Source organism: Georgenia sp. H159 (assembly GCF_035607575.1).
Classification (GTDB): domain Bacteria; phylum Actinomycetota; class Actinomycetes; order Actinomycetales; family Actinomycetaceae; genus Oceanitalea.
Window position 1 is genome coordinate 38,274 of the sequence record NZ_JAYDZY010000007.1, and the last position, 23,211, is coordinate 61,484.

At 72.9% G+C, this 23,211-nt stretch carries 20 protein-coding genes and 1 pseudogene; 7 read left to right on the forward strand and 14 right to left on the reverse strand.

Features of this window, described 5'->3' with window-relative positions; translation table 11 throughout:
* Positions 1 to 20: 20 nt before the first annotated feature.
* Positions 21 to 392 (reverse strand): DUF5997 family protein, encoded by a 372-nt coding sequence (locus VR894_RS10865; RefSeq protein ID WP_324651489.1) that lies wholly within the window; start codon positions 390 to 392, stop codon positions 21 to 23.
* Between the two features lie 71 nt (positions 393 to 463).
* On the opposite strand from VR894_RS10865, the gene VR894_RS10870 reads away from it, so the two are divergent.
* Positions 464 to 1,240 (forward strand): LysR family substrate-binding domain-containing protein, encoded by a 777-nt coding sequence (locus tag VR894_RS10870; protein ID WP_324651491.1) that lies wholly within the window; start codon positions 464 to 466, stop codon positions 1,238 to 1,240.
* A 23-nt stretch (positions 1,241 to 1,263) separates the two neighbouring features.
* Here the strand turns inward: VR894_RS10870 and VR894_RS10875 are convergent, their stop codons facing one another.
* Positions 1,264 to 1,653 carry a PPOX class F420-dependent oxidoreductase gene (locus tag VR894_RS10875; protein ID WP_324651493.1) on the reverse strand — a complete coding sequence of 130 codons (390 nt, stop codon included), beginning with the start codon at positions 1,651 to 1,653 and terminating at the stop codon, positions 1,264 to 1,266.
* A gap of 177 nt (positions 1,654 to 1,830) precedes the next feature.
* On the opposite strand from VR894_RS10875, the gene VR894_RS10880 reads away from it, so the two are divergent.
* Positions 1,831 to 3,498 (forward strand): BCCT family transporter, encoded by a 1,668-nt coding sequence (locus VR894_RS10880; protein ID WP_324651495.1) that lies wholly within the window; start codon positions 1,831 to 1,833, stop codon positions 3,496 to 3,498.
* On the opposite strand, the gene VR894_RS10885 is transcribed toward VR894_RS10880, so the two are convergent.
* The 4 genes from VR894_RS10885 to VR894_RS10900 are packed head-to-tail and all read right to left on the reverse strand — an operon-like array spanning position 3,499 to position 7,091.
* Entirely contained in the window at positions 3,499 to 4,704 is a 1,206-nt protein-coding gene (locus VR894_RS10885; protein ID WP_324651496.1) for an RNA polymerase sigma factor, read from the reverse strand.
* Between the two features lie 33 nt (positions 4,705 to 4,737).
* Positions 4,738 to 5,088, reverse strand: a complete 351-nt coding sequence (locus VR894_RS10890) for a YciI family protein (protein ID WP_324651498.1) — start codon at positions 5,086 to 5,088, stop codon at positions 4,738 to 4,740.
* 45 nt (positions 5,089 to 5,133) lie between these two features.
* Complete coding sequence (locus VR894_RS10895; RefSeq protein ID WP_324651499.1) at positions 5,134 to 5,493, reverse strand: hypothetical protein; 360 nt, start codon at positions 5,491 to 5,493, stop codon at positions 5,134 to 5,136.
* Positions 5,493 to 7,091, reverse strand: a complete 1,599-nt coding sequence (locus tag VR894_RS10900; protein ID WP_324651500.1) for a S49 family peptidase — start codon at positions 7,089 to 7,091, stop codon at positions 5,493 to 5,495. The genes VR894_RS10895 and VR894_RS10900 overlap by 1 nt, the downstream gene beginning before the upstream one ends.
* A 128-nt stretch (positions 7,092 to 7,219) precedes the next feature.
* Between VR894_RS10900 and VR894_RS10905 the strand changes: the two genes are divergently transcribed.
* On the forward strand, positions 7,220 to 8,044 hold the full coding sequence (locus VR894_RS10905; protein WP_324651501.1) for a hypothetical protein: 825 nt from the start codon (positions 7,220 to 7,222) through the stop codon (positions 8,042 to 8,044).
* A 73-nt stretch (positions 8,045 to 8,117) separates the two neighbouring features.
* On the opposite strand, the gene VR894_RS10910 is transcribed toward VR894_RS10905, so the two are convergent.
* Positions 8,118 to 8,522 carry a hypothetical protein gene (locus tag VR894_RS10910; protein WP_324651503.1) on the reverse strand — a complete coding sequence of 135 codons (405 nt, stop codon included), beginning with the start codon at positions 8,520 to 8,522 and terminating at the stop codon, positions 8,118 to 8,120.
* A gap of 592 nt (positions 8,523 to 9,114) precedes the next feature.
* Between VR894_RS10910 and VR894_RS10915 the strand changes: the two genes are divergently transcribed.
* Both VR894_RS10915 and VR894_RS10920 read left to right on the forward strand, forming a co-directional pair.
* Positions 9,115 to 9,792 carry a helix-turn-helix transcriptional regulator gene (locus VR894_RS10915; RefSeq protein ID WP_324651505.1) on the forward strand — a complete coding sequence of 226 codons (678 nt, stop codon included), beginning with the start codon at positions 9,115 to 9,117 and terminating at the stop codon, positions 9,790 to 9,792.
* Positions 9,793 to 9,957: 165 nt separating this feature from the next.
* Positions 9,958 to 11,103 (forward strand): class I SAM-dependent methyltransferase, encoded by a 1,146-nt coding sequence (locus VR894_RS10920; RefSeq protein WP_324651507.1) that lies wholly within the window; start codon positions 9,958 to 9,960, stop codon positions 11,101 to 11,103.
* Between the two features lie 83 nt (positions 11,104 to 11,186).
* Here the strand turns inward: VR894_RS10920 and VR894_RS19120 are convergent.
* From VR894_RS19120 to VR894_RS10960, 7 genes and pseudogenes are all read right to left on the reverse strand, one after another.
* A pseudogene (locus tag VR894_RS19120) lies at positions 11,187 to 12,007 on the reverse strand (SDR family NAD(P)-dependent oxidoreductase).
* A 141-nt stretch (positions 12,008 to 12,148) separates the two neighbouring features.
* Positions 12,149 to 13,390, reverse strand: coding sequence for an alpha-hydroxy acid oxidase (locus tag VR894_RS10935; protein ID WP_324651510.1), 1,242 nt, complete (start codon positions 13,388 to 13,390; stop codon positions 12,149 to 12,151).
* 29 nt (positions 13,391 to 13,419) lie between these two features.
* Complete coding sequence (locus VR894_RS10940; RefSeq protein ID WP_324651512.1) at positions 13,420 to 14,250, reverse strand: class II aldolase/adducin family protein; 831 nt, start codon at positions 14,248 to 14,250, stop codon at positions 13,420 to 13,422.
* Positions 14,251 to 14,307: 57 nt separating this feature from the next.
* Positions 14,308 to 15,768 (reverse strand): rhamnulokinase, encoded by a 1,461-nt coding sequence (locus VR894_RS10945; protein ID WP_324651514.1) that lies wholly within the window; start codon positions 15,766 to 15,768, stop codon positions 14,308 to 14,310.
* A 290-nt stretch (positions 15,769 to 16,058) separates the two neighbouring features.
* Positions 16,059 to 18,107 carry a bifunctional aldolase/short-chain dehydrogenase gene (locus tag VR894_RS10950; RefSeq protein WP_324651516.1) on the reverse strand — a complete coding sequence of 683 codons (2,049 nt, stop codon included), beginning with the start codon at positions 18,105 to 18,107 and terminating at the stop codon, positions 16,059 to 16,061.
* 36 nt (positions 18,108 to 18,143) lie between these two features.
* Positions 18,144 to 19,331 (reverse strand): L-rhamnose isomerase, encoded by a 1,188-nt coding sequence (gene rhaI / locus VR894_RS10955; protein WP_324651518.1) that lies wholly within the window; start codon positions 19,329 to 19,331, stop codon positions 18,144 to 18,146.
* Entirely contained in the window at positions 19,328 to 19,705 is a 378-nt protein-coding gene (locus tag VR894_RS10960; protein ID WP_324651519.1) for an L-rhamnose mutarotase, read from the reverse strand. Before VR894_RS10960 ends, rhaI begins: the two co-directional genes overlap by 4 nt.
* A gap of 202 nt (positions 19,706 to 19,907) precedes the next feature.
* On the opposite strand from VR894_RS10960, the gene VR894_RS10965 reads away from it, so the two are divergent.
* Positions 19,908 to 20,933 carry a LacI family DNA-binding transcriptional regulator gene (locus tag VR894_RS10965; RefSeq protein ID WP_324651520.1) on the forward strand — a complete coding sequence of 342 codons (1,026 nt, stop codon included), beginning with the start codon at positions 19,908 to 19,910 and terminating at the stop codon, positions 20,931 to 20,933.
* Positions 20,934 to 20,994: 61 nt separating this feature from the next.
* Positions 20,995 to 23,043: a beta-galactosidase gene (locus VR894_RS10970; protein WP_324651522.1), complete on the forward strand. Its 2,049-nt coding sequence runs from the start codon at positions 20,995 to 20,997 to the stop codon at positions 23,041 to 23,043.
* Positions 23,044 to 23,211: the final 168 nt, after the last annotated feature.

The following is a 23,211-nucleotide window of genomic DNA, read 5'->3' on the forward strand; positions in this document are numbered from 1 at the left end:
CGGGCGACGACGAGGGGCGGCTAGGCCTTGGCGGCCCGGCGCTCCTTGAGGCGGGCCTCCTCCTCGCGCACCTTGACCTGCGTGGCGCGTTCCGTCTCGAGCCACGCGGGCTGCTCGTCGAGGATCGCCCTGATCTGGTCGGTGGTCAGCGGCTCGGTGATGCCGGCGCGGGCGAGGCCCGACACCGAGACACCGAGTCGGCGCGCGACCTCCTGGCGCGGGTGCGGGCCGTTGCGCCGCAGGTCCCGCAGCCACTCGGGCGGGTTCGCCTGGAGCTCGTTGAGCTCGTCCCGCGAGACGCCACGGCCCTGGAAGTCCTCCGGGGTCGCGGAGAGCAGCACACCGAGCTTCCGCGCGGCGGTCAGGGGTTTCAACATCTGCGCCTTGGCCATTGCTGCAGGGTAGAGCACCCGGGCGGCCGCTAGTCTCGTCGGCGTCCGTCCCCGCTGCCCCGAGGAGCCCCATGGCCGAGCCCTTCCGCGTCGGCTTCGTACCCGGTGTGAGCCCCGGCAAGTGGCTGCGCACCTGGGCCGACCGGCTCCCCGACTCCCCGCTCGAGCCGCGACAGGTGGACCTCGAGGCCCAGCGTGACCTGCTCGCCGGCGGGGAGCTCGACATGTGCTTCGTGCGCCTGCCGCTCGACCGTGACGGGCTCCACGTCATCCCGCTGTACGCGGAGGCGCCGGTGGTCGTCGCCGCGAAGGACCACCCGGTCAGCGCCTTCGACGAGCTCGACGTCACCGACCTCGCGGGCGAGCACCTGCTCCAGGACGCCGCCGACTGCCCGGAGTGGGCGGCCGTCGCCGACGAGGTGCGCGCGGGGACCCGCGCGGAACCGCCGCCGATGACGGTGGCCCAGGCGATCGAGGTCGCCGCGAGCGGCGCGGGGATCGTCATCGTGCCGATGTCGCTGGCACGCCTGCACCAGCGCAAGGACGTGCGCTACCGGCCGGTGACGGGCGTGGCGGAGTCGCACGTCGGTCTCGCCTGGCTCGCCGGCAACGAGGACCCGCGGGTGGAGACCTTCATCGGCATCGTCCGTGGCCGCACGCCGCGCAGCTCCCGTCAGCCGACGGTGGACGACGACGGCGCCCGCCCGGCTCGCGGCGACGGCACCCGCGGGCGAGGTGGCAGCAGCGACGGCACGCAGCCCGGTGCCCGGCGCGGTCAGGGTGCAGCCGGCAACCGCCGTCGGGGCTCGAAGGGGCCCGGCCCCAGGCGCGGCGGCCGGCGCCGCTGAGCCCGGGGTCCGCGCGGCCCTGCCTACTTGCGCACGACCTTCTCGACCGACATGACGAGCACGACGCGGTCGGCGGAGTCCGGCGGCGGCGGGTGCTCCGCGCCGGTGTAGCGGGTGTCCAGCTGCTGGTAGAACGCGCCGGTGGGGTCGGGTTCGGTCGCGACGAGGCGCCCACGCAGGCCGAGGAACCGGTAGGGGTTCTCCGGGTCGGTGACCGTCAGCGCCATGCGCGGGTTGTGCTGGAGGTTGCGGTACTTGGCGCGCGTCGTCGTGTGCGTGAACCGGACGTGCTCGCCGTCGAAGAGGAACCACATCGGCTCGACCTGCGGCGCGCCGTCGGGGCGCACGGTGGCGAGGTGACCGACGACCGGGTGCTCCAGGAGGTCGACGAGGTCCGCGGGGATGTCTGCCATGAGGGGAGGGTAGTCGGCACTCCGTCCGGCGCGGGAGGGCCACGTCCCCGCCGCCGTCACGCCCCCTGTCGGCGACACGCGGGCGGCGCTCCTTGTTGTGTGTGACCTGGATCACCGTCATGCTGACGGTCTGACCTGCGCGGTTCGACGTCGCGCACACCGTAGGGAGGGGCAACGATGCTCGAACGACTCGCCGTACGACTCGGTCTGCGGACGAACCCGACCATCTTCTTCGTCTCGGCCGCCCTCATGGTCGTCATCCTCATCATCCTGCTCCTGTACCCGGGAGAGACGAACGCCGTCTTCACGGTCAGCAGGTCCTGGGTGGTGACCAACCTCGGGTGGTTCTTCATCATGGGCGTCTCGCTGTGGCTGCTCTTCCTGCTGCTCGTGGCGTTCAGCAAGTGGGGCAACGTCCGCCTCGGCGACGACGACGACCGCCCCAAGTACGGCAACGTCTCCTGGTTCACCATGCTGTTCGCCGGAGGCATCGGCACGGTGCTCATGTTCTGGGGTGTCGCCGAGCCGATCTCGCACTTCTCCAACCCGCCGATCGACGGTGTGGAGCCCTACTCGGTGGAGGCCGCCCAGGACGCGATGAGCTTCTCGCTCTACCACCTGGGGCTGCACACCTGGACGATCTTCACGCTGCCGGGGCTAGCGCTGGCCTACTTCATCTACCGCTACAAGCTGCCCGTCCGGGTGAGCTCGGTGTTCTACCCGTTCCTCAAGGAGCGGATCTACGGGCCGATCGGCAAGACCATCGACGTGTTCGCGATCCTCGGCACGCTGTTCGGCCTGGCCGTCTCGATCGGTCTGGGCACCTCGCAGATCAACGCCGGGCTGAGCGAGCTGCTCGACGTCCCGGACTCGGTGCTGACCAAGGTCATCATCATCGCGGCGCTCACGGCGGTCGCCGTCACCTCGATCGTCGCCGGCCTGGACAACGGCGTGCGGCGGCTCTCGAACATCAACATCGGCATGGCGGTGGGGCTGCTCATCTTCGTCTTCCTTGCCGGCTCCACCGTGTTCCTGGCCCGGCAGATCATCGAGACCATCGGGCTGTACGCGCAGAACATCATCCCGCTGTCCTTCTGGAACGACGCGCTGGCGCCCTACACCGACGACGACGGCTGGGGCTGGCAGGGCGGGTGGACCGTCTTCTACTGGGCGTGGACCGTGACGTGGGCACCGTTTATGGGCATCTTCGTCGCGCGCATCTCCAAGGGCCGCACGATCCGTGAGTTCGTCCTCGCGGTGCTCTTCGCACCGTCCGCCTTCACGCTGGTCTGGTTCTCCATCTTCGGCTGGTCGGCCATGGACCTCGACGGCATCGGCGGTGACGGCGGCGAGATCTCCGCAGCGGTCGCGGAGAGCATCCCGCTGGCCATGTTCGAGTTCTTCGAGAACTTCCCCGCGACCACCCTCGTCCAGGGCTTCGCGATCGTCGTCGTCGCCATCTTCTTCGCCACGTCCTCCGACTCCGCCTCCCTGGTGGTGGACATGCTGTGCACGGGCGACGGCGAGGAGGGACCGGTCCGCCAGCGCGTCTTCTGGGGCGTCTCGGAGGGCCTGCTCGCCGCGCTGCTCATCGTGCTCGCCGGCGACACCGGGCTGGAGGCGCTGCAGCAGGTCATCACCGTGGTCGGGCTGCCGATCTTCATCATGGTCTTCGCCATGGCCTTCGCCCTGGCCCGGGGTCTGCAGCAGGAACGCATCCAACGCCTGCGGATCATCGCCCCACCACCGGCGCCCTCGGAGGAGGAGGTCACCGGCTCCAGCCCGCTGAGCGACCCGGAGCAGTCCCGCGCCACCGAGAAGCGCGAGGCCGACCCGGCCGGCTGATCACGCCAGCCACGCCGCCCTCCGCCGGAGGAACGCCTGCTCGGCGGCGTTGCCGGTCCGCTCGGCTGCGCGCACGTACTCGGCGGCTGCCTCCTCGGGGCGACCCAGCCGCCGCAGGAGGTCGGCGCGCGCCGCGTGGAAGGGGTAGTACCCCTGCAGGTCCAGCCCCTCGACCAGCGTGAGCGCCGCCGTCGCGCCGTGCACCTCCGCCACCGCCACGGCGCGGTTGAGCGCGACCACCGGGCTCGGGGCCAGCGTGAGCAGCTGGTCGTAGAGGGCCAGGACCTGACGCCAGTCCGTCTCGGCGGCGCTCGGCGCGTCGGAGTGCACCGCGGCGACCGCCGCCTGCAGCTGGTAGGGGCCGGGACGCCCCCGGCGCAGGCACCGGCGGACGAGGTCCTGCCCCTCGGCGACGAGCGTGCGGTCCCAGCGTGAGCGGTCCTGCTCCGGCAGCGGCACGAGCAGGCCGTCGTCGTCCACGCGTGCCGGACGCCGGGACTCGGTGAGCACCATGAGCGCCAGCAGGCCGCAGGCCTCCGGCTCGTCCGGCATGAGCTCGACGAGCAGCCGGCCCAGCCGGACGGCCTCGGTGGTGAGCTCGGCGCGGACGAGCCCGTCACCGGACGTGGCGGCGTAGCCCTCGTTGAAGACGAGGTAGACGACGGCGAGCACCGCCCGCAGCCGCTCGGGCAGGTCCGCGTCGTCGGGCACCCGGTAGGGGATGCGGGCGTCGCGGATCTTGCCCTTCGCTCGCACGAGGCGCTGCGCCATCGTGCTCTCCCGCACGAGGAACGCCCTGGCGATCTCGCCCGTGCTCAGCCCGCCGAGCAGCTTGAGCGTGAGGGCGACCTGCGCCTCGGGGGCGAGCGCCGGGTGGCAGCAGGTGAAGATGAGCCGCAGCCGGTCGTCGTGCACCGGTCCCACCTCCCTGGAGTCCTGCTCGGCGTGCAGCAGCGTCGCCTGCGCGTGCCGGTCCTGCCGCGACGACTCGCGACGCAGCCTGTCGATCGCCTTGCGCCGGGCCGTCGTGACGAGCCAGCCGGCGGGGCTGGGGGGCAGTCCCGACGTCGGCCACGTGCCGGCGGCGGCGACGAAGGCGTCCTGGGCCGCGTCCTCGGCGAGGTCGATGTCACCGAAGGCGCGGACCAGGATCGACACCACCCGGCCGTACTCGGCGCGGAAGATCCTGTCGACGTCCGCGACCATGGACGCTCCTGCCTCCTGGAAGGGCCGCACCTCCTACTGGAAGGGCCGCACCTCGACGGGCAGGGTGGTCGCGCGTGCCAGGCGCTCACCCCACGCCAGGGCGGCGTCGAGGTCCTCGACGTCGATGACCGTCATGCCCCCGAGGTGCTCCTTGGCCTCGGCGAAGGGGCCGTCGGTGGTGAGGACGTCCTCGCCCTGCGGCCGCAGGACGGTGGCGGTCGTGGGTGCGTGCAGGCCGCCGTCGAAGACCCACACGCCCTGTCGGTGCATGTCCTCCTTGAGCGCCGTCACGTCGCGGATGATCGGCGCGAGGAAGTCCGGGTCGGGGAACTGGTCCATGGTCTCGCCGTAGGGCTGGTAGATGCTCAGCAGGTACTGGCTCATGTCTGCTCTCTCCCGTGGTGTGCGGCGCCGGCGCGTCCGGCGTCCTCACCCTCTGTACGAACGGGGACCCCGGGTTTCGACAGCCCGCGGGGTGTTCACCCTCAGCGCCAGCTCCGAGGCCGCCATCCACGCCGCGAACCCGGCGGCTCCGACCTCGAACCAGTGCAGCCGTCCGTCCCAGCGCGACGGCGACGGCGCACCCGCCACGCGCCTGAGCAGCACCAGCCCGCCGAGGAGGTTGGCCGCACCCCACACCCCGTTGACCGCCGGCGAGGACTCCCGTCCCGCAAGTGGCGTGAGGTGGCGCCGGCCGGCGACCGCACTGGCCAGGTGCGGAGCGCTGTTGGCCACCAGCACGCCGCTGACCAGTGCGGACCACCTGGTCGCTCTCGTCGTCGCACGCATCAGCGGATCCGCACCGATCGGTCGAACCAGGTGAGGACCGTCTCGGTACCGAAGGGCCACAGCCTCTCCACGGCCCCGGCGGGCTGCGTGGCGAAGGTCGGCATCCCGGGCAGCGTGACGCCGGCGGAGACGGTGCGCACGGGGGCGTCGTCGTCGAGGCCGGCCAGCCGGCGGGCGGCCGCGAGGCCGGCGTGGAAGTCCCCGAGCTCGTCGACGAGTCCGATGCCCAGGGCGTCCTGGCCGCTCCAGATCCGTCCGCGGCCGATCTCGTCCACGCGGTCGCGGCCGAGGTGACGACCGGTGGCGACCCGGTCGACGAAGCGCTCGTAGACCTCCTCCATCATCTTCTCGGCCCACGCGCGCTGGTGGGCGGAGAACGGCCGGTGCGGGCTGGCGAACAGCGCGGCCTCCCGACCGACCGTCTCCGGCCGCAGGCCGTGCCGCTCGTCCAGCTCGGCCAGCACGGGCTTGCCGACGACGACGCCGATGCTCCCGGTGATCGTGTACGGCGCCGCGACCACGTGGTCGGCATGGGTGAGCACGTAGTAGCCGCCGGACGCGGCGACCTCGCCCATGACGGCGACGACGGGGGTGCTGCACCGGGCGACGGCACGACCGATGACGTCGGAGGCGAGCGCGGACCCGCCCGGGGAGTCGACCCACAGGACGATCGCCTTGACGTGCTCGTCCCGGTCGGCCTTGCGCAGTGCCGTGACGACGCTGTCCGACCCGGCCAGGGGGCCGGGGACGAGGGGCAGCGGCGGCGTCCCGCGTGACCGGCCCGAGACGATGGCGCCGACGACGGGGACCACCGCGACGCCGTCGGCCTTCCTCGCCCTCCTGCGGGCCGCGAGGTCGGGCAGGAGCAGCTCGATCGTGCGCGCCCAGTGCTGGTCGACGACAGTGACGATCTCGTCGTCGTAGGCGATCCGTGAGATGAGTCCAGCGGTGAGGAGCTCCTGGGCGCTGGTGAACCCGGACCCGAGGACGGAGTCGGCGCCGTCCGCAACGTCGGCGAGCCAGCTCCGTTCGACCGAGTCGAGGTAGGCGGTGAGCTGCTCACGCTCGTACTCGTCCATGCGGTCCTCGGAGAACGAGGTGAGCGCGGACTTGTACTCGCGGATGCGCAGGTTCTCGAAGGTGATGCCGCGCTTGGCGAGGAACGCCCCGAGGAAGACCTGCTCGGCGGCGAAGCCCGGCAGCTGGACCTCGGCGGACTCCGGCGCGACGACCTCGCTCACACCCGCGGTGACGAGCAGGCTGCGCATGGAGACCTGCGGGACGTAGCCGACCACGCGCGTGTGTGCCGCGAGCCGGCCGAGCGCCGCACCGATCGCGTGGGCGGTGCTCAGCCCGACGCGGAGCTCCCCGACGCGCACGAGGACGCCGGAGAGCCAGTCCGCCTCCGCGAGCCGCTCCAGCCGTTCGGTGAGCGCCTCGAAGGTCTCGTCACGCTGCAGCAGGGCCTGCACGGTACCCGCCGGGGCGTGCGTGGGGTAGCTGCCGTGGAGGTCGAGGACCACCCAGTCGGGAGCGGCGTGCGAGTCGCCGTTGCTGCGGCTGACGGCGAGACGGAGCTTCTCGGGGAGGAAGGCCATGGTGCAGCCTAACGAGGCGGTGTGACACGCGTCTCCTGCCTCGGGGACGGTGACCGTTCCGCGGACCTGGTGGTGCGCCGTCGATACGCTCGGACCGACCTCCACCGCCCTCGCAGATGGACCAGCCCGTGACCTACCCTCCCGACCCCACCTACGGCACGGGCGCCCCGCCCCCGCCACCGGCCACCGCCGGCCAGCAGCCCCCAGCCGGGGGCTACGACCCGTACGCGCCCCCGCAGCCCTACACGTCCCAGCCCTACGGTCCCCCGGCACCGCCTGAGCCCTATGCGCAGGGCTCCCCCGGCGGCCCGGCGCACGGCCCGAACCGCCCCGGCGGACCGGGCCCGAGGACGGGCCTGCGTGGCTGGCACCTGGCGGCCGCGGCGGTCGTGGCACTCGTCGTCGGGCTCGGTGTCGGCATCGGGGCTGGAGGCGGCGACGACGGGAACGTCGCTGCCCTCGAGGCCGAGGTCGACGAGCTGTGGGACGAGATCCAGTCCCGCGACGGCGAGCTCGCCTCCCTCGACGCCGCCCTCGAGCAGGCCGAGCAGGACCTCGCGGCCGCCGAGGCCGACGCCCAGGCCGCCCGCGACGAGCTCGCCGCTGGCGGTGGCGAGACCGCCGCCCCCGCTCAGAGCGAGGAGCCGGCCGAGACGGCACCCGCGCCCGCCGACGGTGAGTACTCCGCCGGCAGCTACACCTTCGCCGACGTCCAGGTCTCCGAGGACTTCATCGGCGACTTCGAGGTCCGGACCCGGATGACCAACACCGGGCAGGCGCGGGACTCGGTGGCGATCACGGCCACGCTGTTCTCCGGCGGCTCCGTCGTCGGGACGGCGACCGGCATCGCGACCGACGTGGCGTCCGACGCGACGATCACCATGGAGATGCTCTCCACCGACGAGTACACGGCCTGGGACGAGGTCGAGTTCCAGGTGGACTTCGAGCTCTGACCACGCCCCGGCGACGCTCCCGGCCCGCCGGGGGTGAGGCGTACCCTGGGTCCAGGGCGGGGCGCCGTCCCGGTCAGCTCACCGGGACCGGTGGCCTTCTGGCACGAGCGCGGCCCGCGAGGTGGCGATGGACGGGCACACCGCGCTGCTCGACAGCGCACGCGAGGCCTTCGGGCGCGGTGACTGGCAGCGCGCGCACCGCGCCCTCACCGAGGTCCGGGAGCAGACCGAGCTGACCACCGCGGACCTCGGGCTGCTGGGCAGTGCCGCCTGGTGGGCCGGCGAGGTCAGGGAGTCCCTGGTGATCTCCGAGGAGGTCTTCCACCGCCTCCAGCACGACGACGACCCCGCAGGCGCGGCGATGAAGGCGCTGAGCCTCGGGCTGCTCTGGTTCATCCGCGGTGACTCCGTCATCGCCTCCGGCTGGGTCAACCGCGCCCGCGGGATCCTGCGCGACCTGCCCGAACGTGCGGAGCACGGGTACCTCCTCTACCTCGAGGCGTCGCTCACCGCGGCGGCGCGCGACTTCCGGTCCGCGCGCGAGACGGCGGCCCGCCTGCAGGAGCTGGGCCGGCGCCTGCAGGCCCCCGAGCTCACGTCCCTCGCGCTCGTGCTCAGCGGCCTGGCCGACGTGCACGACGGCGATACGGAGGCCGGTCTCGCCCAGCTCGACGAGGCCATGCTGCCGGTGCTCGCCGGGCGGCTGCTGCCGGAGTGGGCCGGGGAGATCTACTGCACGGTGATCCACGCCTGCCACGAGGTGGCCGACCTGCCCCGGATGCGGGCGTGGACTCAGGCCACCGAGCAGTGGTGCGAGCAGTTCCCCGGCGAGGTCGTCTACTCGGCGATCTGCCGGATCCACCGCCTGCAGCTGCAGAGCCTCGAGGGGGGCTGGGAGGAGGCGGAGGACCTCATCGAGCAGAGCGGGACCGAGCTCGTCGGGCGGAACAACTGGGTGGCCGGCGAGGCCTTCTACCAGCTGGGCGAGCTGCGCCGGATGCGCGGTGACTGGCCCGGGGCCCTCGACGCGTACGCGCGGGCACGTTCCCTGGGCACCGAGCCCGAGCCCGGTGAGGTCGCTGCTGCGGCACGCGACGGGCCGGCCGGACACCGCCTGGACGGCGCTGTGCGCGGCACTGGCGGGCCGCGACCGCCTGGCGTGCGTCCGGCTGCTCGCCTCCGGCGTGGAGATCGCACTGTCCCTCGGGCTCGACGAGGAGGCCGAGGACCTGTGCGCCCGGCTCGAGGAGACGGCGGACGCCTTCGCCACCGCCGGTCTGCGGGCGTGGGCCGCCCAGGCGCGAGCACACGTCCTCGTCGCCCGGGGTCGTCACCGCGAGGCCCTCGGGGTGCTGCGGGAGCTCAGGGAGCACGGCAGGCTGCCCTCCCGTTACGAGACCGCGCAGATGTACGAGCTGATGGCCCGGGCGCACGGCGAGCTCGGCGAGCCCGGCGCGGCGGCCGCCGCCAGGGCCACGGCGCTGACCATCTACCGCTCGCTGGGTGCCGTGCCCGACGTGCGCCGCCTCGACGGTGCGGCACCGCCCGGCGGGCTGACCGAGCGGGAGGTCGACGTGCTCTCGCTGGTCGCCGCCGGTGCGAGCAACCGGGTGGTCGGGGCGACGCTGTTCATCAGCGAGAAGACGGTGAGCCGGCACCTGGCCAACATCTTCACCAAGCTCGGTGTCTCCACGCGCACGGCGGCCGCGGCCTGGGCCCACGAGAACAGGCTCCGCGCGCGGCGGTGAGGAGCGCGGGATGCGGCGGGTGCGGCACCCACGGGCAGCCGTCTGCACCGTTCACCCCATGCGTGCGCGGGCACGACGGGGTGTTCGCCCGATGTGGGCCGCACTCCCCCGATCCTACGGTCGGGTCACCGGGCACCACGGCCCGGACGACCCGAAGGAACGCTGATGACCCTGCACCACCACACCACCCTCGAGCAGCGTGGCGACGACGTCATCGTCGGGGACGAGCTGGAGCTCGAGATGTACGACGACGGCGGGCCCGACTCCGCCGCTGCCGCCTTCGCCGGGCGCATGCTCGGCGTGCTCAACGACGCCGCGCTGGCGCTCCTCACCAGCGTCGGTCACCAGACCGGCCTGTTCGAGGCACTGGCCGTGCTTCCCCCGGCTACGAGCCACGAGGTCGCGGACGCCGCCGGCCTGGACGAGCGCTACGTACGCGAGTGGCTCGGGGGCATGACCACCGCCGGGGTGGTCCGCTACGACCCGTCGGCAGCGGCCTACCACCTCCCGCCCGAGCACGCGGCGGTGCTGACCGCAGCGGCGGGACCGAACAACATGGCCCTGCTCATGCAGCACATCTCGATGATGGGTGAGGTGGAGAAGCGCACCATCGACCGCTTCCGCAGCGGCGGTGGGCTCACCTACGCCGACTACCCGCACTTCCACCGCAACATGGCCGAGACGAGCGCGGCCGTCCACGACTCCGCCCTCATCGAGGGCATCCTGCCGCTCGTGCCCGGGCTCGTCGAGCGTCTGGAGTTCGGGATCGACCTCGCGGACATCGGCTGCGGCAGCGGCCACGCGATCAACCTCATGGCCACCGCCTTCCCGCGGAGCCGCTTCACCGGCTACGACTTCACCGAGCGGGCGATCCTCGCCGCGCGGGCGGAGGCGGAGCGCCTCGGCCTGACCAATGCCCGGTTCGAGCTGGTGGACGTGGCGCGGCTGACCGCCGTCGAACGGTACGACGCCGTCACCGCCTTCGACGCGATCCACGACCAAGCCCACCCGGCCACGGTGCTCGCCAACATCCGGCGGGCGCTGCGACCGGGAGGCACGTTCCTCATGGTCGACATCGACGCGTCGAGCAACCTCGAGGACAACATCGCGCTCCCGTGGGCCAGCTACCTCTACGCGATCTCGACGTTCCACTGCATGAGCGTCTCGCTCGGGCTCGGCGGCGACGGGCTGGGGACCGCCTGGGGCAGGCAGCTCGCGCTGACCATGCTCGCCGACGCCGGGTTCGGCGACATCGAGGAGAAGGACGTCGAGGCCGACCCGTTCAACGCGTACTTCGTCGCGCGGCCCTGAGCCACCGACGGCACCTCAGGCAGCGCACTCACGGCGCCGGCCCTCGAGGGGGGCCGGCGTCGCTGTGCACCGGGGGTGGGCGGTCAGGCCTTGCTCGGCGCCATGCTCTCGAGCATCGCGCTCATCTTCTTCGTGATCATCTCGGTGGTGCGGCGCGGCATCAGCCGGGACAGCAGGTCGACCATCCGCGCGTCGCGGCCGACGGTCGCCCGGTAGGAGCCCTTCTCGACGGCGGCGGTGATCTGGCGGGCGGCGTCCTGCGCCGTCGTCATCTTCATCGCGGGCTCGGCGGCGTCGACGTCGCGCTCGGCACCCACCCCGGAGTTCGCGCTGATGTTCGTCGCGATAGCACCGGGGAAGATCACCGTGACGGCGACGGGCGTGTCGAGCAGCTCGGCGTACAGGCCCTCGGTGAAGAGCTTCACGGCGGCCTTGCTGGCGCCGTAGACGGACTGGCCGGGCACCGGGGAGAGACCACCCATGCTGCCGACGTTGACGAGGCTGGCCGCGGGCCGCTCGAGCAGGTGCGGCAGGAACGCCTTGGACATGTGGACCACGCCCAGGAAGTTCACCGCCATGACCTTGTCGACCTCCTCGTAGGACAGGTCCTTGACGGGACGAAGCGCTGGATGATGCCGGCGACGTTGAGGACGCCGTCCACCTGGCCGTGGGCGGTGATGACGGCCGCGGGCAGCGCCTCGACGGCGTCCCGGTCGGCGAGGTCGACGACGTGGGTGGTCAGGCGCCCCGCTCCCGCGGCGAGCTGTTCCGTCTCGCGGAGGGCGGCCTCGCTGAGGTCGACGGCGGCCACGCGGGCGCCGCGTCCCAGCAGGTCCAGGACGACGGCTCGACCGATGCCGTTGCCGCCACCGGTGACGACGAACACCTTGCCGGCGATCTCCATGTCGCCTCTCCCTCAGTTCGTGGCCGTTGGGCCGGGTAGCTGCCGGGGTTGCCGGCTGACCTCATCCTCCCCGGGTGAGATGCCCGGAAGCGGGTCCATGGTCCTGGCGGGAACAGCCCGTGTCGCGCAGCGCCGGGCCGGTCAGCTCTCCAGCCGGCGTGGGACGAGCCGTTGGAGCTGGGTGACGTGGTGGGGGCCGAGCTCGTCCAGGGAGGTGACCTGGAGGAGCTGCATGGTGCGACGGACCTGGTCGGCGAGGATGGTGATGGCGCGGTCCACGCCCTGGCGTCCCCCGGCCATGAGCCCGTAGAGGTAGGCGCGGCCCACAAGGGTGAAGCGGGCGCCGAGGGCGACGGCGGCGACGATGTCGGCGCCGTTCATGATGCCGGTGTCGATGGTGACCTCGAGGTCGTTGCCGACCTCCCGGACCACCTCGGGCAGGAGGTGGAAGGGCACCGGGGCGCGGTCGAGCTGTCGGCCGCCGTGGTTGGACAGCACGATGCCGTCGACGCCGAGGTCGGCCAGGCGTACCGCGTCGGGCACCGTCTGGACTCCCTTGACGACGATCGTGCCGGGCCACATGCCGCGGATGGTGGCGAGGTCGTCGTAGTTGATCGAGGGGTCCATCGCCGAGTCGAGCAGCTCCCCCACGGTGCCCCCGGTGGAGGACAGTGAGGCGAACTCCAGCTTGGGGGTGGTGAGGAAGTCGACCCACCACCACGGCCGCGGCACCGCGTTGGCCACGGTGCGGATGGTCAGCTGGGGTGGGATGGAGAAGCCGTTGCGCGTGTCGCGCAGCCGCGCGCCGGCCACGGGGGTGTCCACGGTGAAGAACAGGGTGTCGAACCCGGCGGCCGCGGCCCGCTCGACCAGCCCGTAGGAGATCTCCCGCTGCTTCATGACGTAGAGCTGGAACCAGTTGCGCCCGTTGGGGTTGGCGGCCTTGACGTCCTCGATGGACGTGGTGCCCAGGGTGGACAGGGTGAAGGGGATGCCCGCCGCGCCGGCCGCCGCGGCGCCGGCGCTCTCGCCCTCGGTGTGCATGAGCCGGGTGAAGCCGGTGGGCGCGATCCCGAACGGCAGGGCCGAGGGGCCACCGAAGGCGGTCCTGGTCGTGTCCACCGTGGAGACGTCGCGCAGGATCGAGGGGTGGAACTCGACGTCGCGGAACGCCTGCCGCGCGCGCGTGAGCGACAGCTCGCCCTCGGCGGCGCCGTCGGTGTAGTCGAACGCCGCCGCGGGTGTGCGGCGCTTGGCGATCGCACGCAGGTCCTCGATCGTCAACGCCCCGGCCAGGCGACGCGCGCGCGCATCCAGGCTCGGCCGCTTGAACTGGACCAGCTCGAACACCTCGCGCGGATTGGGGAGCTGACGCTTGACCATGGACCGACCTCCTCGCTGTCTGCCCGACCCTACGGCCGGACCCAGGGTGACTCGACGTGGAACGCGGCGGCGACGTCGGCGGTCTCCGCGGTGGTGAGGCCCTCGGCCCGACCGCCGGCGACGATGTCCATGTACTCGTACCGCGCGCCGGTCTCCGCGTAGTCGATGCGGTCGACGGCGCGGGTCACCGAGTCGTCCGACCGCGCCATGACCCCGTGCTTGCTCCACAGCACGATCTGGTGCGTGCGCAGACCCGCGACGTTCGCCGCCATGAGCTCCTCCGAGCCCGGCACCATGAACTCGAGCACGCCGACGCCCTCGGGCAGCGCGACGATCGACTCCGGCTCCCAGCGCAGCACCCGGGCGTTGAACGCCGCGTCGTCGCGGTACGCGGGGATGTGGCTGAGGTAGGTGAGGTGTGGCGGCTGGGCGTGGACGACGGCGTGGAACAGCAGCCCTCGCCGCGAGACGTGGTCCTCGTGGACGGCGAGGTGGGAGTTGAGCTCGCTGGTGAGGGTGGCGAACAGCCGCCGGGGCGAGCTGTGCAGCGTGCCGGTGAGGCCGCCGTCGTGCACCCGCAGCGCGCCGACGTTGGCGAGCGGGTCCCCGGCGATCTGGCGCAGGCGCCGTCCGGACCCCGTGACCAGCACCGTCCGGCCGGCGAGCGACGGTGCCGGCAGCGGGAGCTCGATGTCCTCCTGGACCGGGAAGCGGTGCCGCAGCTCGACGTCCCAGCCGAGGTACACCGAGACGTTGCCCGCGCCCGCCTCGCTGGCGTCGATCTCACTGACCCGGGAGCCTGCCTCCCCCATGCTCGCGAGAAGGTCGTCGAGCTCCGGGAACGGTTCGCGTGGTGGCATCGCTACTCCTTCGGTGTGGTGGGACGGGGCGGTGAGGACTGGGCTGTGGGCACGGTGTCAGCCCCACAGTCGCTGCTCGGCGGCACGCCAGCGTGCGGGGTCGTCCTGCGGCTCGTACCGGCGGGTCGGGGTCGAGGCGGCGACCACCTCGCGCAGCGCGCCGAGACCGGGAGACAGCGCACCGGCCGCCTGCGCCTGGGTGAGGAGGTTCCCGACGGCGGTGCCCTCCGCGGGTCCCGCCACCACCGGGAGGCCGGTCGCGTCGGCCGTCAGCTGACAGAGCAGCTCGTTGCGCGACCCGCCGCCGACGACGTGGACCACGTCGACGCGGTGACCGCTCAGCTCCGCGGCCTGCCGCACCGTGCGCCGGTAGGCGAGCGCGAGTGAGTCGAGGACGCAGCGGGCCAGCTCCGGCGGTGTCTGCGGTGCCGGCTGCCCCGTACGCGCGAGCGCCTTCGCCACTCGCGCGGGCATGTCCCCCGGCGGTAGGAACGCGGCGTCGTCGAGGTCGATGACGCGCTCGAGGGGCGGCTGTGCCCGGGTCGCCGCGAGGAGCTCGGCCAGCCCGACGGCGCGGCCCTCCTCCTCCCAGGTGCGGAGGCACTCCTGGAGGACCCACAGACCCATGACGTTGCGCAGGTACCGCACGGTGCCGTCGACGCCGAGCTCGTTGGTGAAGTTCGCCCGCCGGCCGGCCTCGGAGAGCACCGGCGCGTCGAGCTCCAGCCCGACGAGCGACCACGTCCCACACGACACGTAGGCGAAGTTCTCGGTGCGGGCGGGCACGGCCGCCACGGCGGAGGCGGTGTCGTGGGACCCGACCGCGACCAGCGCCGCCTCGCCCGCCCCGACGCCCGGCCGGAGCCGTCCGACGACGGTCCCCGGCTCCACCAGCCGGGGCAGCAGGCGGGTGACGTCCGTCCCGTAGGCGGCGGCGAAGGCCGACAGGACGTCGTCGGACCAGCGGCGGGTGGTGACGTCGAGCAGACCGGTGGTCGAGGCGTTGGTGACCTCGGCGACGACCGCCCCGGAGAGCCAGTGGCCGAGGAGGTCGGGCACGAGCAGCAGGCGCTCCGCCGCCGCGAGCTGGGCCGAGCCCGTCGCGGCGGCCAGCTGGAAGACGGTGTTGAACGGCAGCACCTGCAGGCCGTTGCGTGCGTAGAGCCACGGGGCCGGGAGGTGCGCGAAGACCTGCTCGGGCACGCCCTCGGTGCGTGCGTCGCGGTAGTGGACCGGGTTGCCGAGCAGCGCGCCGTCGGCGTCGAGCAGTCCGTAGTCCACGGCCCACGAGTCGATGCCCACCGATGCCAGCGGCCCGTGCTCCCGGGCGGCGGCTCGCAGTCCGGCGACGACCTCGTCGTACAGCCGCAGCACGTCCCAGTGGAGGGTCTCCCGCTCCCCCGCCGGGACCGCGACGGGTCCGTTCGGGAAGCGGGCCACCTCGCTGGCCTCCAGCCGCCCGTCGCTCAGCCGACCGACCATGACGCGGCCGCTGGAGGCCCCGAGGTCGACGGCCACGAAGGTCGGCGGCCCGCCGGCGTCAGGCGTCCGGCTCCGGGCGGGAGCTGTGCTGGCTCCCCCGGCGGTGCCGGACGCCTCGCGGGCCGATACAACTCCGCTGTCGGCGCGAGGGGGTGGGGGCGCGTCGGTGCCGGGGGTTGGGGGCGCGTCGGTGCCGGACGCGTCGCGCCCGGATACAACTCCGCTGTCGGCGCGAGGGGGTGGGGGCGCGCCGGCGCGAGGGGGTGGGGGCACGTCGGCGCGAGGGGGTGGGGGCGCGTCGGCGCGAGGGGGTGGGGGCACGGGGGTCACCGGAGGAAGGCGGCGGGGACCCCGGAGTCGACCGGGACGTGCAGGCCGGTGGTCTGCACGAGGTCCGGTCCGGTGAGGGCGAACACCGCGGCGGCGACGTGCTCGGGCAGCACCTCGCGCTTGAGCAGGGTGCGCCCGGCGTAGTACTTGCCGAGGTCCTCCTCGGGCACGCCGTACACGGCCGCCCGCTTGGCGCCCCAGCCGCCGGCGAAGATCCCCGAGCCGCGGACCACGCCGTCGGGGTTGACCCCGTTGACGCGGATGCCGTGCTCGCCGAGCTCGGCGGCCAGCAGCCGCACCTGGTGGGCCTGGTCGGCCTTGGCGGCCCCGTACGCGACGTTGTTGGGACCGGCGAACAGGGAGTTCTTCGAGGCGATGTAGACGATGTCCCCACCCATCCCCTGGGCGATCATCGTCCGCGCGGCCTCCCGCGCGACGAGGAAGGAGCCGCGGGCCATGACGTCGTGCTGGAGGTCCCAGTCCGCCGTCGTCGTGTCGAGCAGCGGCTTGGAGACCGACAGGCCGGCGTTGTTGACGACGAGGTCGACGCCCCCGAACGCGAGGTTCGCCGTCTCGACGAGCGCGGCGACGGCGTCCTCGTCGGTGACGTCCCCACCCACGGCGACCGCGACGTCCGGTCCGCCGAGCTCCTCGGCCACCTCCCGGGCGCCCTCGAGGTTGCGGTCGGCCACGACGACGCAGGCGCCCTCCGCGGCCAGCCGCTCGGCGATCGCCTTGCCGATCCCGGACGCCGCGCCCGTGACGAGCGCGACGCGGGTGGCGAGCGGCTTGGGCCTCGGGAGGCGCTGGAGCTTGGCCTCCTCCAGCGCCCAGTACTCGATGCGGAACTTCTCCGACTCGGGGATCGGGGCGTACGTGGAGATGGCCTCGGCGCCGCGCATGACGTTGATCGCGTTGACGTAGAACTCGCCCGCGACGCGCGCGGTCTGCTTGTCCTTGCCGAAGGAGAACATCCCGACGCCGGGCACGAGCACGATCGCCGGGTCGGCGCCGCGCATGGCCGGGGAGCCGGCGTCGGCGTGCCGGTCGTAGTACGCGGCGTAGTCCTCGCGGTAGGCGGCGTGCAGCTCCCGCAGGCGGGCGACGGCGTCCTCGAGCGTGGCGTCGGCCGGTAGGTCGAGGACAAGCGGCTTGACCTTCGTCCGCAGGAAGTGGTCGGGGCACGAGGTGCCGAGCTCGGCCAGCGGCCCGAGCTTCTCCCGGGAGAGGAGCTCCAGGACGACGTCGGAGTCGGTGAAGTGGCCGACCTGCGGCCGGTCCGTGCTCGCCAGGCCCCGGACGACGGGGGCGAGCGCTGCGGCGCGGGCGCGCCGGACGTCGTCGGGAAGGGGGTCGTTCCCGGCGACGACGGCACCGAAGGGGTGGCGTCCCTCGCTGGTGAGGCGCTCGGTGCGCTCGGCGATGAAGCGCTCCGCGGTGCGGATGATCTCCAGCGAGCTGGCCTCGCACTCCTCGCTCGTCTCCCCCCACGCGGTGATGCCGTGCCCGCCGAGGACGCAGCCGATGGCCTGCGGGTTGGCGCGCTGGACCTCGGCGATGTCGAGGCCGAGCTGGAAGCCGGGACGCCGCCACGGCACCCACACGACGCGGTCGCCGAAGCACTCGCGGGTGAGGGCCTCGCCGTCGGCGGCGGTGGCCAGCGCGATGCCGGAGTCGGGGTGGAGGTGGTCGACGTGCGCGACCTCGACCAGCCCGTGCATCGCGGTGTCGATGCTCGGGGCCGCCCCGCCCCTGCCGTGCAGGCAGTAGTCGAAGGCGGCCACCATCTCGTCCTCCCGCTCCACGCCCGGGTAGACGTCGACGAGCGCCCGGAGGCGGTCGAGGCGCAGCACGGCGAGGCCCTTCTCGGTGAGGGTGCCGAGGTCGCCCCCGGAGCCCTTGACCCAGCACAGCTCGACCGGTGCGTTGGTCACGGGGTCCGTGGCGGTGCCCTTCGCGGAGGTGTTGCCGCCGGCGTAGTTCGTGTTGCGCGCGTCGGCGCCGAGGCGGTTGGAGCGGGCGATGAGGTCGGACGGGGTGGTCACGGAGCTCTCCAGGGACGTCGGGTACGGGAGGACAGGTCAGGCGCCCCAGCCGGCCTGGGTGCCGCCGACGCGGTCGTCGGCGATCTGCTCGAGGTAGCCGCTGGCGGCGAAGGCGGCCATGGGGTCCTCGGGCAGGTCGCGCTCGGTGCGCCACTGCGCGAGCTGGGGGCGGACGTCGGTCCAGAAGGCGTCCATGAGGATGCCGTTGGCGGCCAGCACGTCGTCGCCGGTCTGCGCCTCGGCGAGGGCGGCGTGGTCCACCTGGAGCGCCTTGAGCACGGCCTCCTGGACGTTGAGGACCGAGCGGATCTGCCCGGGGATCTTCGCCTCGATGTTGTGGCACTGGTCGAGCATGAAGGCGACCGTGGACCGTGGACCAAGCCCGCCGCCGCGCGCCACCTCGACCATGATCCGGAAGAGCTGGAACGGGTCGGCGGCACCGACCATGAGGTCGTCGTCGGCGTAGAAGCGGGAGTTGAAGTCGAAGGCACCCAGCCGTCCGAGGCGGAGCAGCTGCATGACGATGAACTCGATGTTCGTGCCGGGAGCGTGGTGACCGGTGTCGAGGCAGACGACGGCGCGCTCCCCCAGCCCGACGACCTGGGCGTAGGCCGTCCCCCAGTCCGGCACGTCGGTGTGGTAGAACGCCGGCTCGAAGAACTTGTACTCCAGGACGAGCCGTTGCTCCGCACCCAGCTGGGAGTAGACCTCCGCGAGCGACTCGGCGAGCGCGTCCTGGCGGGCACGGAGGTCGTCCTGCCCGGGGTAGTTCGTGCCGTCGGCGAGCCAGATCTTCAGGTCGCGGGAGCCGGTGGCGGCCATGACCTCCAGGCACTGGAGGTGGTGGTCGATCGCCGTGCGCCGGGTCGCCCGGTCGCGGGAGGCGAGCGACCCGAACTTGAAGTCCTCGCTCTGGAAGGTGTTGGAGTTGACGGTGCCCAGCCGCATCCCGAGGTCCTCGGCGTGGCGCCGCAGGTGCCCGTAGTCCTCGACGGTGTCCCACGGGATGTGCAGCGCGACGGTCGGTGAGCCGCCGGTGTGACGGTGCACCTGGGCGGCGTCCGCGATCTTCTCGTACGGGTCGCGGGGCACCCCCGGCTGGGGGAAGACCTTGAAGCGGGTGCCGGAGTTCGCGAAGGCCCACGACGGCAGCTCGATCTCCAGCTGCGTGAGGGTGGCGAGGGCGTCGGTGAGAGCGGGACGCGGGCGAGCCGAGGTGGTCACGACTGTGCTCCTTCGGTGGTCATGGGCTGGGGACGCACCGGAAGCCCGTTGGTGCGGAGCTGGTCCTCGAGGGAGAAGACCTCCTCGAGGACGGTGAACCCGCGGTCGGGGCTGCCCTCGGAGACGAAGAACTGCTCCATCTCGGCCTGCCAGCGCGCGTTGACCTCGGTGGCGGCCATGGCGGCCCGGGCGGCGTCGTAGTCCTCGGTCTGCAGGTGCCCGACGAGGAGGCCGTCCGGGGAGAGGTAGAGCGAGTAGTTCCGCCACCCGCTGTCGCGCAGCGCCTCGAGCATCTCCGGCCACACGGCGGCGTGGCGCCGCTTGTACTCCTCCAGGCGGTCGGGCCGCACTCTGGATATCAGGCAGACACGCATCCTCGCGCCTCCGGTGTCGCGCGGGCCGGACCCGCTATGAATCGTTTCATAGAAAACTCTACGGTCGGCGTCAGCGACTGTCAACGGAGCGGAATCCGGGACCGCGAAAAGGTGGGCGTCCGACACTCGCGCGTGAATCGTTTCACGACACCGCCTTTCGCACGTAGCATCGGAGTCGCGCACGCACACCGAAGGGCCGACCATGACCGCTACCCAGCTCCCCCGCAGGCGGAGGGCGAGCATCTCGGACGTCGCCCGGCTGGCCGGCGTGTCGGTCGGCACGGTGTCCAACGTGCTCAACCGGCCGGAGCACGTCGCCGAGCGCACCCGGACGAGGGTCGAGCAGGCCATCGAGGAGCTCTCCTTCGTCCGCAACGCTTCCGCCCGGCAGCTGCGCGAGGGCTCCGTCCGCACCGTGGGAGCGGTCCTCCTGGACGTCGCCAACCCCTTCTTCACCGAGATGGCCCGCGGCGTCGAGGACCGCCTGACCGACGACGACTACGCCCTCATGCTCGGCAGCTCGGACGAGGACCCGGACCGGGAGAAGCGGTTCCTCCGCCTGTTCGAGGAGCACGGCGTCCACGGCATGCTCGTCACGCCGACTCGCGGCAGCACCCTGGACGCTCTCCTCCGCCTGCGGGACCGGGGCGTCCAGGTCGTGCTGCTCGACCACCGGAGCCCCGAACCGACGCTGCCGTCGGTGGCCGTGGACGACGTCCAGGGCGCCGCGCTGGCCACCCGTCACCTCCTCGGCCAGGGCCACGAGCGGATCGCCTTCCTCAACGGGCCGGCACGCATCCGGCAGTGCGTCGACCGGCACGACGGAGTGCGGACGGCCCTCGTCGAGGCGGGGCGCGACCCCGCGGACTCACTCGTCGAGATCACCCTCGACGCACTCAACGCGAGCAACGGCGCGCAGGGCATGGCACGTCTGCTCGACCTGCCGGGCCCACCGGTCACCGCGACCTTCTGCGTCAACGACTTCACCGCCCTGGGGGCGCTGCGCTGCCTGCGCCAGCGCGGGCTGCAGGTCCCCGAGGACATGGCCATGGTCGGGTACGACGACGTCGTCTTCGCCTCCGAGCTGCTCACGCCGCTCACGTCCGTGCGGCAGCCCACCCACGAGCTCGGCTGGCGCGCAGCCGACCTCCTGCTCGGCGACCAGCCGCCCGAGCAGCTGCTCTTCCAGCCCGAGCTCGTCGTGCGGGCCTCGAGCGTGACGCCCTGACCACCCCGGCAGCCGGCCACGTCGGCCGTCCGTGCCCCAGCTCCCGACCCGAGAGGTGACCGTGACCGATCCAGCGACCGACCCCCGCACCGACACCCCACCCGGCGCTCCGGCCGACCACCGCTGGCCCACCGGCGTCGTCGGCCTCGGGTACGGCGGCGACTACAACCCCGAGCAGTGGCCGCTCGAAACCCAGCTCGAGGACGTCGAGCTCATGCAGCAGGCCGGGGTCAACCTCGTGTCCGTGGCGATCTTCGCGTGGGCGACGATCGAGCCGCGCGAGGGCGAGTACCACTTCGACTGGCTCGACGACGTCCTGGACCGGCTCCACGCCGCCGGCATCCGGGTGGCACTGGCGACGGCGACGGCCTCACCGCCGCCGTGGCTCACCGCCCGCCACCCCGAGATCCTCCCCCGGCTCGCGGACGGCACCGTGCTCTGGCAGGGCGGACGGCAGGCCTACTCCGTCACCCACCCCGTCTTCCGCCGGTACGCGACGGCGATGGCGGCGCGGATCGCCGAGCGGTACGCCGACCACCCGGCGCTGGCGCTGTGGCACATCGACAACGAGATCGGCTGCCACGTCCCGCGGGACTACTCCGACGCCGCCGCTGCGGCCTTCCGCGACTGGCTGCGTGCGCGGTACGGCACCGTCGACGCCCTCAACGACGCGTGGGGCACCGCGTTCTGGTCCCAGCGCTACGGCGACGTCGCCGACGTCCTGCCGCCCTTCACGGCGCCGACCTATCCCAACCCGACTCAGCAGCTGGACTTCGACCGGTTCTCCTCCGACGCGATGCTCGACTACTACCGGGACCTTCGGGACGCGGTGCGGCAGCACACCCCGCACGTGCCGGTGACGACGAACTTCATGACGTCGACGTCGACGAAGGGGATGGACTACTTCGGCTGGGCGCGCGAGGTCGACGTCGTCGCCACCGACCACTACACGGTTGCCGCCGACGAGGAGCGCGAGGTCGAGCTCGCGCTGTCCGCCGACCTCACCCGCGGGGTCGCCCGCGGAAGGCCGTGGATCCTGATGGAGCACTCGACCTCCGCCGTCAACTGGCAGCCGCGCAACCGGCCCAAGGCCCCGGGTGAGATGCTGCGCAACTCCCTCGCGCACGTCGCCCGCGGCGCGGACTCGGTGATGTTCTTCCAGTGGCGCCAGTCCGTCGCCGGGGCCGAGAAGTACCACTCGGCGATGGTGCCCCACGCCGGGACGGACTCCGAGGTCTGGCGAGGCACCCTCGGTCTCGGCCGGGCGCTCGAGGCGCTCGCCGAGGTGCGCGGCTCGCGGGTGCGCGCCGACGTCGCGCTGGTCTTCGACTACGAGGCGTGGTGGGCGGTGGAGCTCGACTCCCACCCCAGCGTCGACGTCACCTACGTCGACCGGATGAGGGCGTACCACCGCGAGCTCTGGCGGCGCGGGGTCACGGTGGACGTCGTCGAGCCGGGGGCCGACCTCACCGGCTACCGCCTGGTCCTCGTCCCCACGCTCTACCTCGTCCGCGACGAGCACGCCGCGGCAATCACGCGGGCGGCCGAGGACGGCGCCACGGTCGTCGTCACCTACTTCTCGGGGATCGTGGACGAGCACGACCACGTCCGGCCGGGCGGCTACCCGGGTGCGTTCCGTGAGCTGCTCGGCGTGCGCACCGAGGAGTTCGCACCGCTGCTCGCCGGGGAGCAGGTCGCCCTCGACGACGGGACGTCGGTCAGCGTGTGGACCGAGAAGGTGCACCTCGCCGGCGCGACGGCGGTCCGCACGCTGGCCTCCGGTCCGCTCGCCGGCACTCCCGCCCTCACCCGCCGCACCGTCGGGTCCGGCGCCGCGTGGTACGAGGCCGCGCGTCTCGACGACGTGGCGCTCAGCCGCCTCGTGGACGCGCTTCTCGGCGAGACGAGGGTGCAGCCGGCCGCGGCCGCCCCGCCCGGCGTCGAGGTCGTGCGCCGCCACGGGGAGCAGCACTCCTACCTGTTCGTCCTCAACCACACCGACGCCGAGCACCGCGTGCCGGCCGACGGCACCGACCTGCTCACCGGGACCACCCACCAGGGCGAGGTGCCCGTGCCCGCGTGGGGCGCCGTCGTCGTCCGGGAGGGCTGAGCACACACCGACGGCGCTGCCCTGCCCCGAGGGGCGGGAGCAGCGCCGTCGGCGCGTCGGGCTACCTGATGAGGGCGAGGATCACCGTGGCCTGCTCGCGCAGGTCGTCCCGCGCCTCATCCGCGAGTGTGTCGGGACGCTTGGGGTTGTCCAGGTGCCGCGTGCACG

What these genes read in the sequence shown, in the direction of transcription:
- VR894_RS10870 (WP_324651491.1), top strand. Translation starts at nt 464, where the DNA reads ATGGCCGAGCCCTTCCGCGTCGGCTTCGTACCCGGTGTGAGCCCCGGC.
- VR894_RS10885 (WP_324651496.1), bottom strand. Translation starts at nt 4,704, where the DNA reads ATGGTCGCGGACGTCGACAGGATCTTCCGCGCCGAGTACGGCCGGGTG.
- VR894_RS10880 (WP_324651495.1), top strand. Translation starts at nt 1,831, where the DNA reads ATGCTCGAACGACTCGCCGTACGACTCGGTCTGCGGACGAACCCGACC.
- VR894_RS10900 (WP_324651500.1), bottom strand. Translation starts at nt 7,091, where the DNA reads ATGGCCTTCCTCCCCGAGAAGCTCCGTCTCGCCGTCAGCCGCAGCAAC.
- VR894_RS10895 (WP_324651499.1), bottom strand. Translation starts at nt 5,493, where the DNA reads ATGCGTGCGACGACGAGAGCGACCAGGTGGTCCGCACTGGTCAGCGGC.
- VR894_RS10935 (WP_324651510.1), bottom strand. Translation starts at nt 13,390, where the DNA reads ATGGTCAAGCGTCAGCTCCCCAATCCGCGCGAGGTGTTCGAGCTGGTC.
- VR894_RS10890 (WP_324651498.1), bottom strand. Translation starts at nt 5,088, where the DNA reads ATGAGCCAGTACCTGCTGAGCATCTACCAGCCCTACGGCGAGACCATG.
- VR894_RS10865 (WP_324651489.1), bottom strand. Translation starts at nt 392, where the DNA reads ATGGCCAAGGCGCAGATGTTGAAACCCCTGACCGCCGCGCGGAAGCTC.
- VR894_RS10960 (WP_324651519.1), bottom strand. Translation starts at nt 19,705, where the DNA reads ATGCGTGTCTGCCTGATATCCAGAGTGCGGCCCGACCGCCTGGAGGAG.
- VR894_RS10965 (WP_324651520.1), top strand. Translation starts at nt 19,908, where the DNA reads ATGACCGCTACCCAGCTCCCCCGCAGGCGGAGGGCGAGCATCTCGGAC.
- VR894_RS10875 (WP_324651493.1), bottom strand. Translation starts at nt 1,653, where the DNA reads ATGGCAGACATCCCCGCGGACCTCGTCGACCTCCTGGAGCACCCGGTC.
- VR894_RS10920 (WP_324651507.1), top strand. Translation starts at nt 9,958, where the DNA reads ATGACCCTGCACCACCACACCACCCTCGAGCAGCGTGGCGACGACGTC.
- VR894_RS10940 (WP_324651512.1), bottom strand. Translation starts at nt 14,250, where the DNA reads ATGCCACCACGCGAACCGTTCCCGGAGCTCGACGACCTTCTCGCGAGC.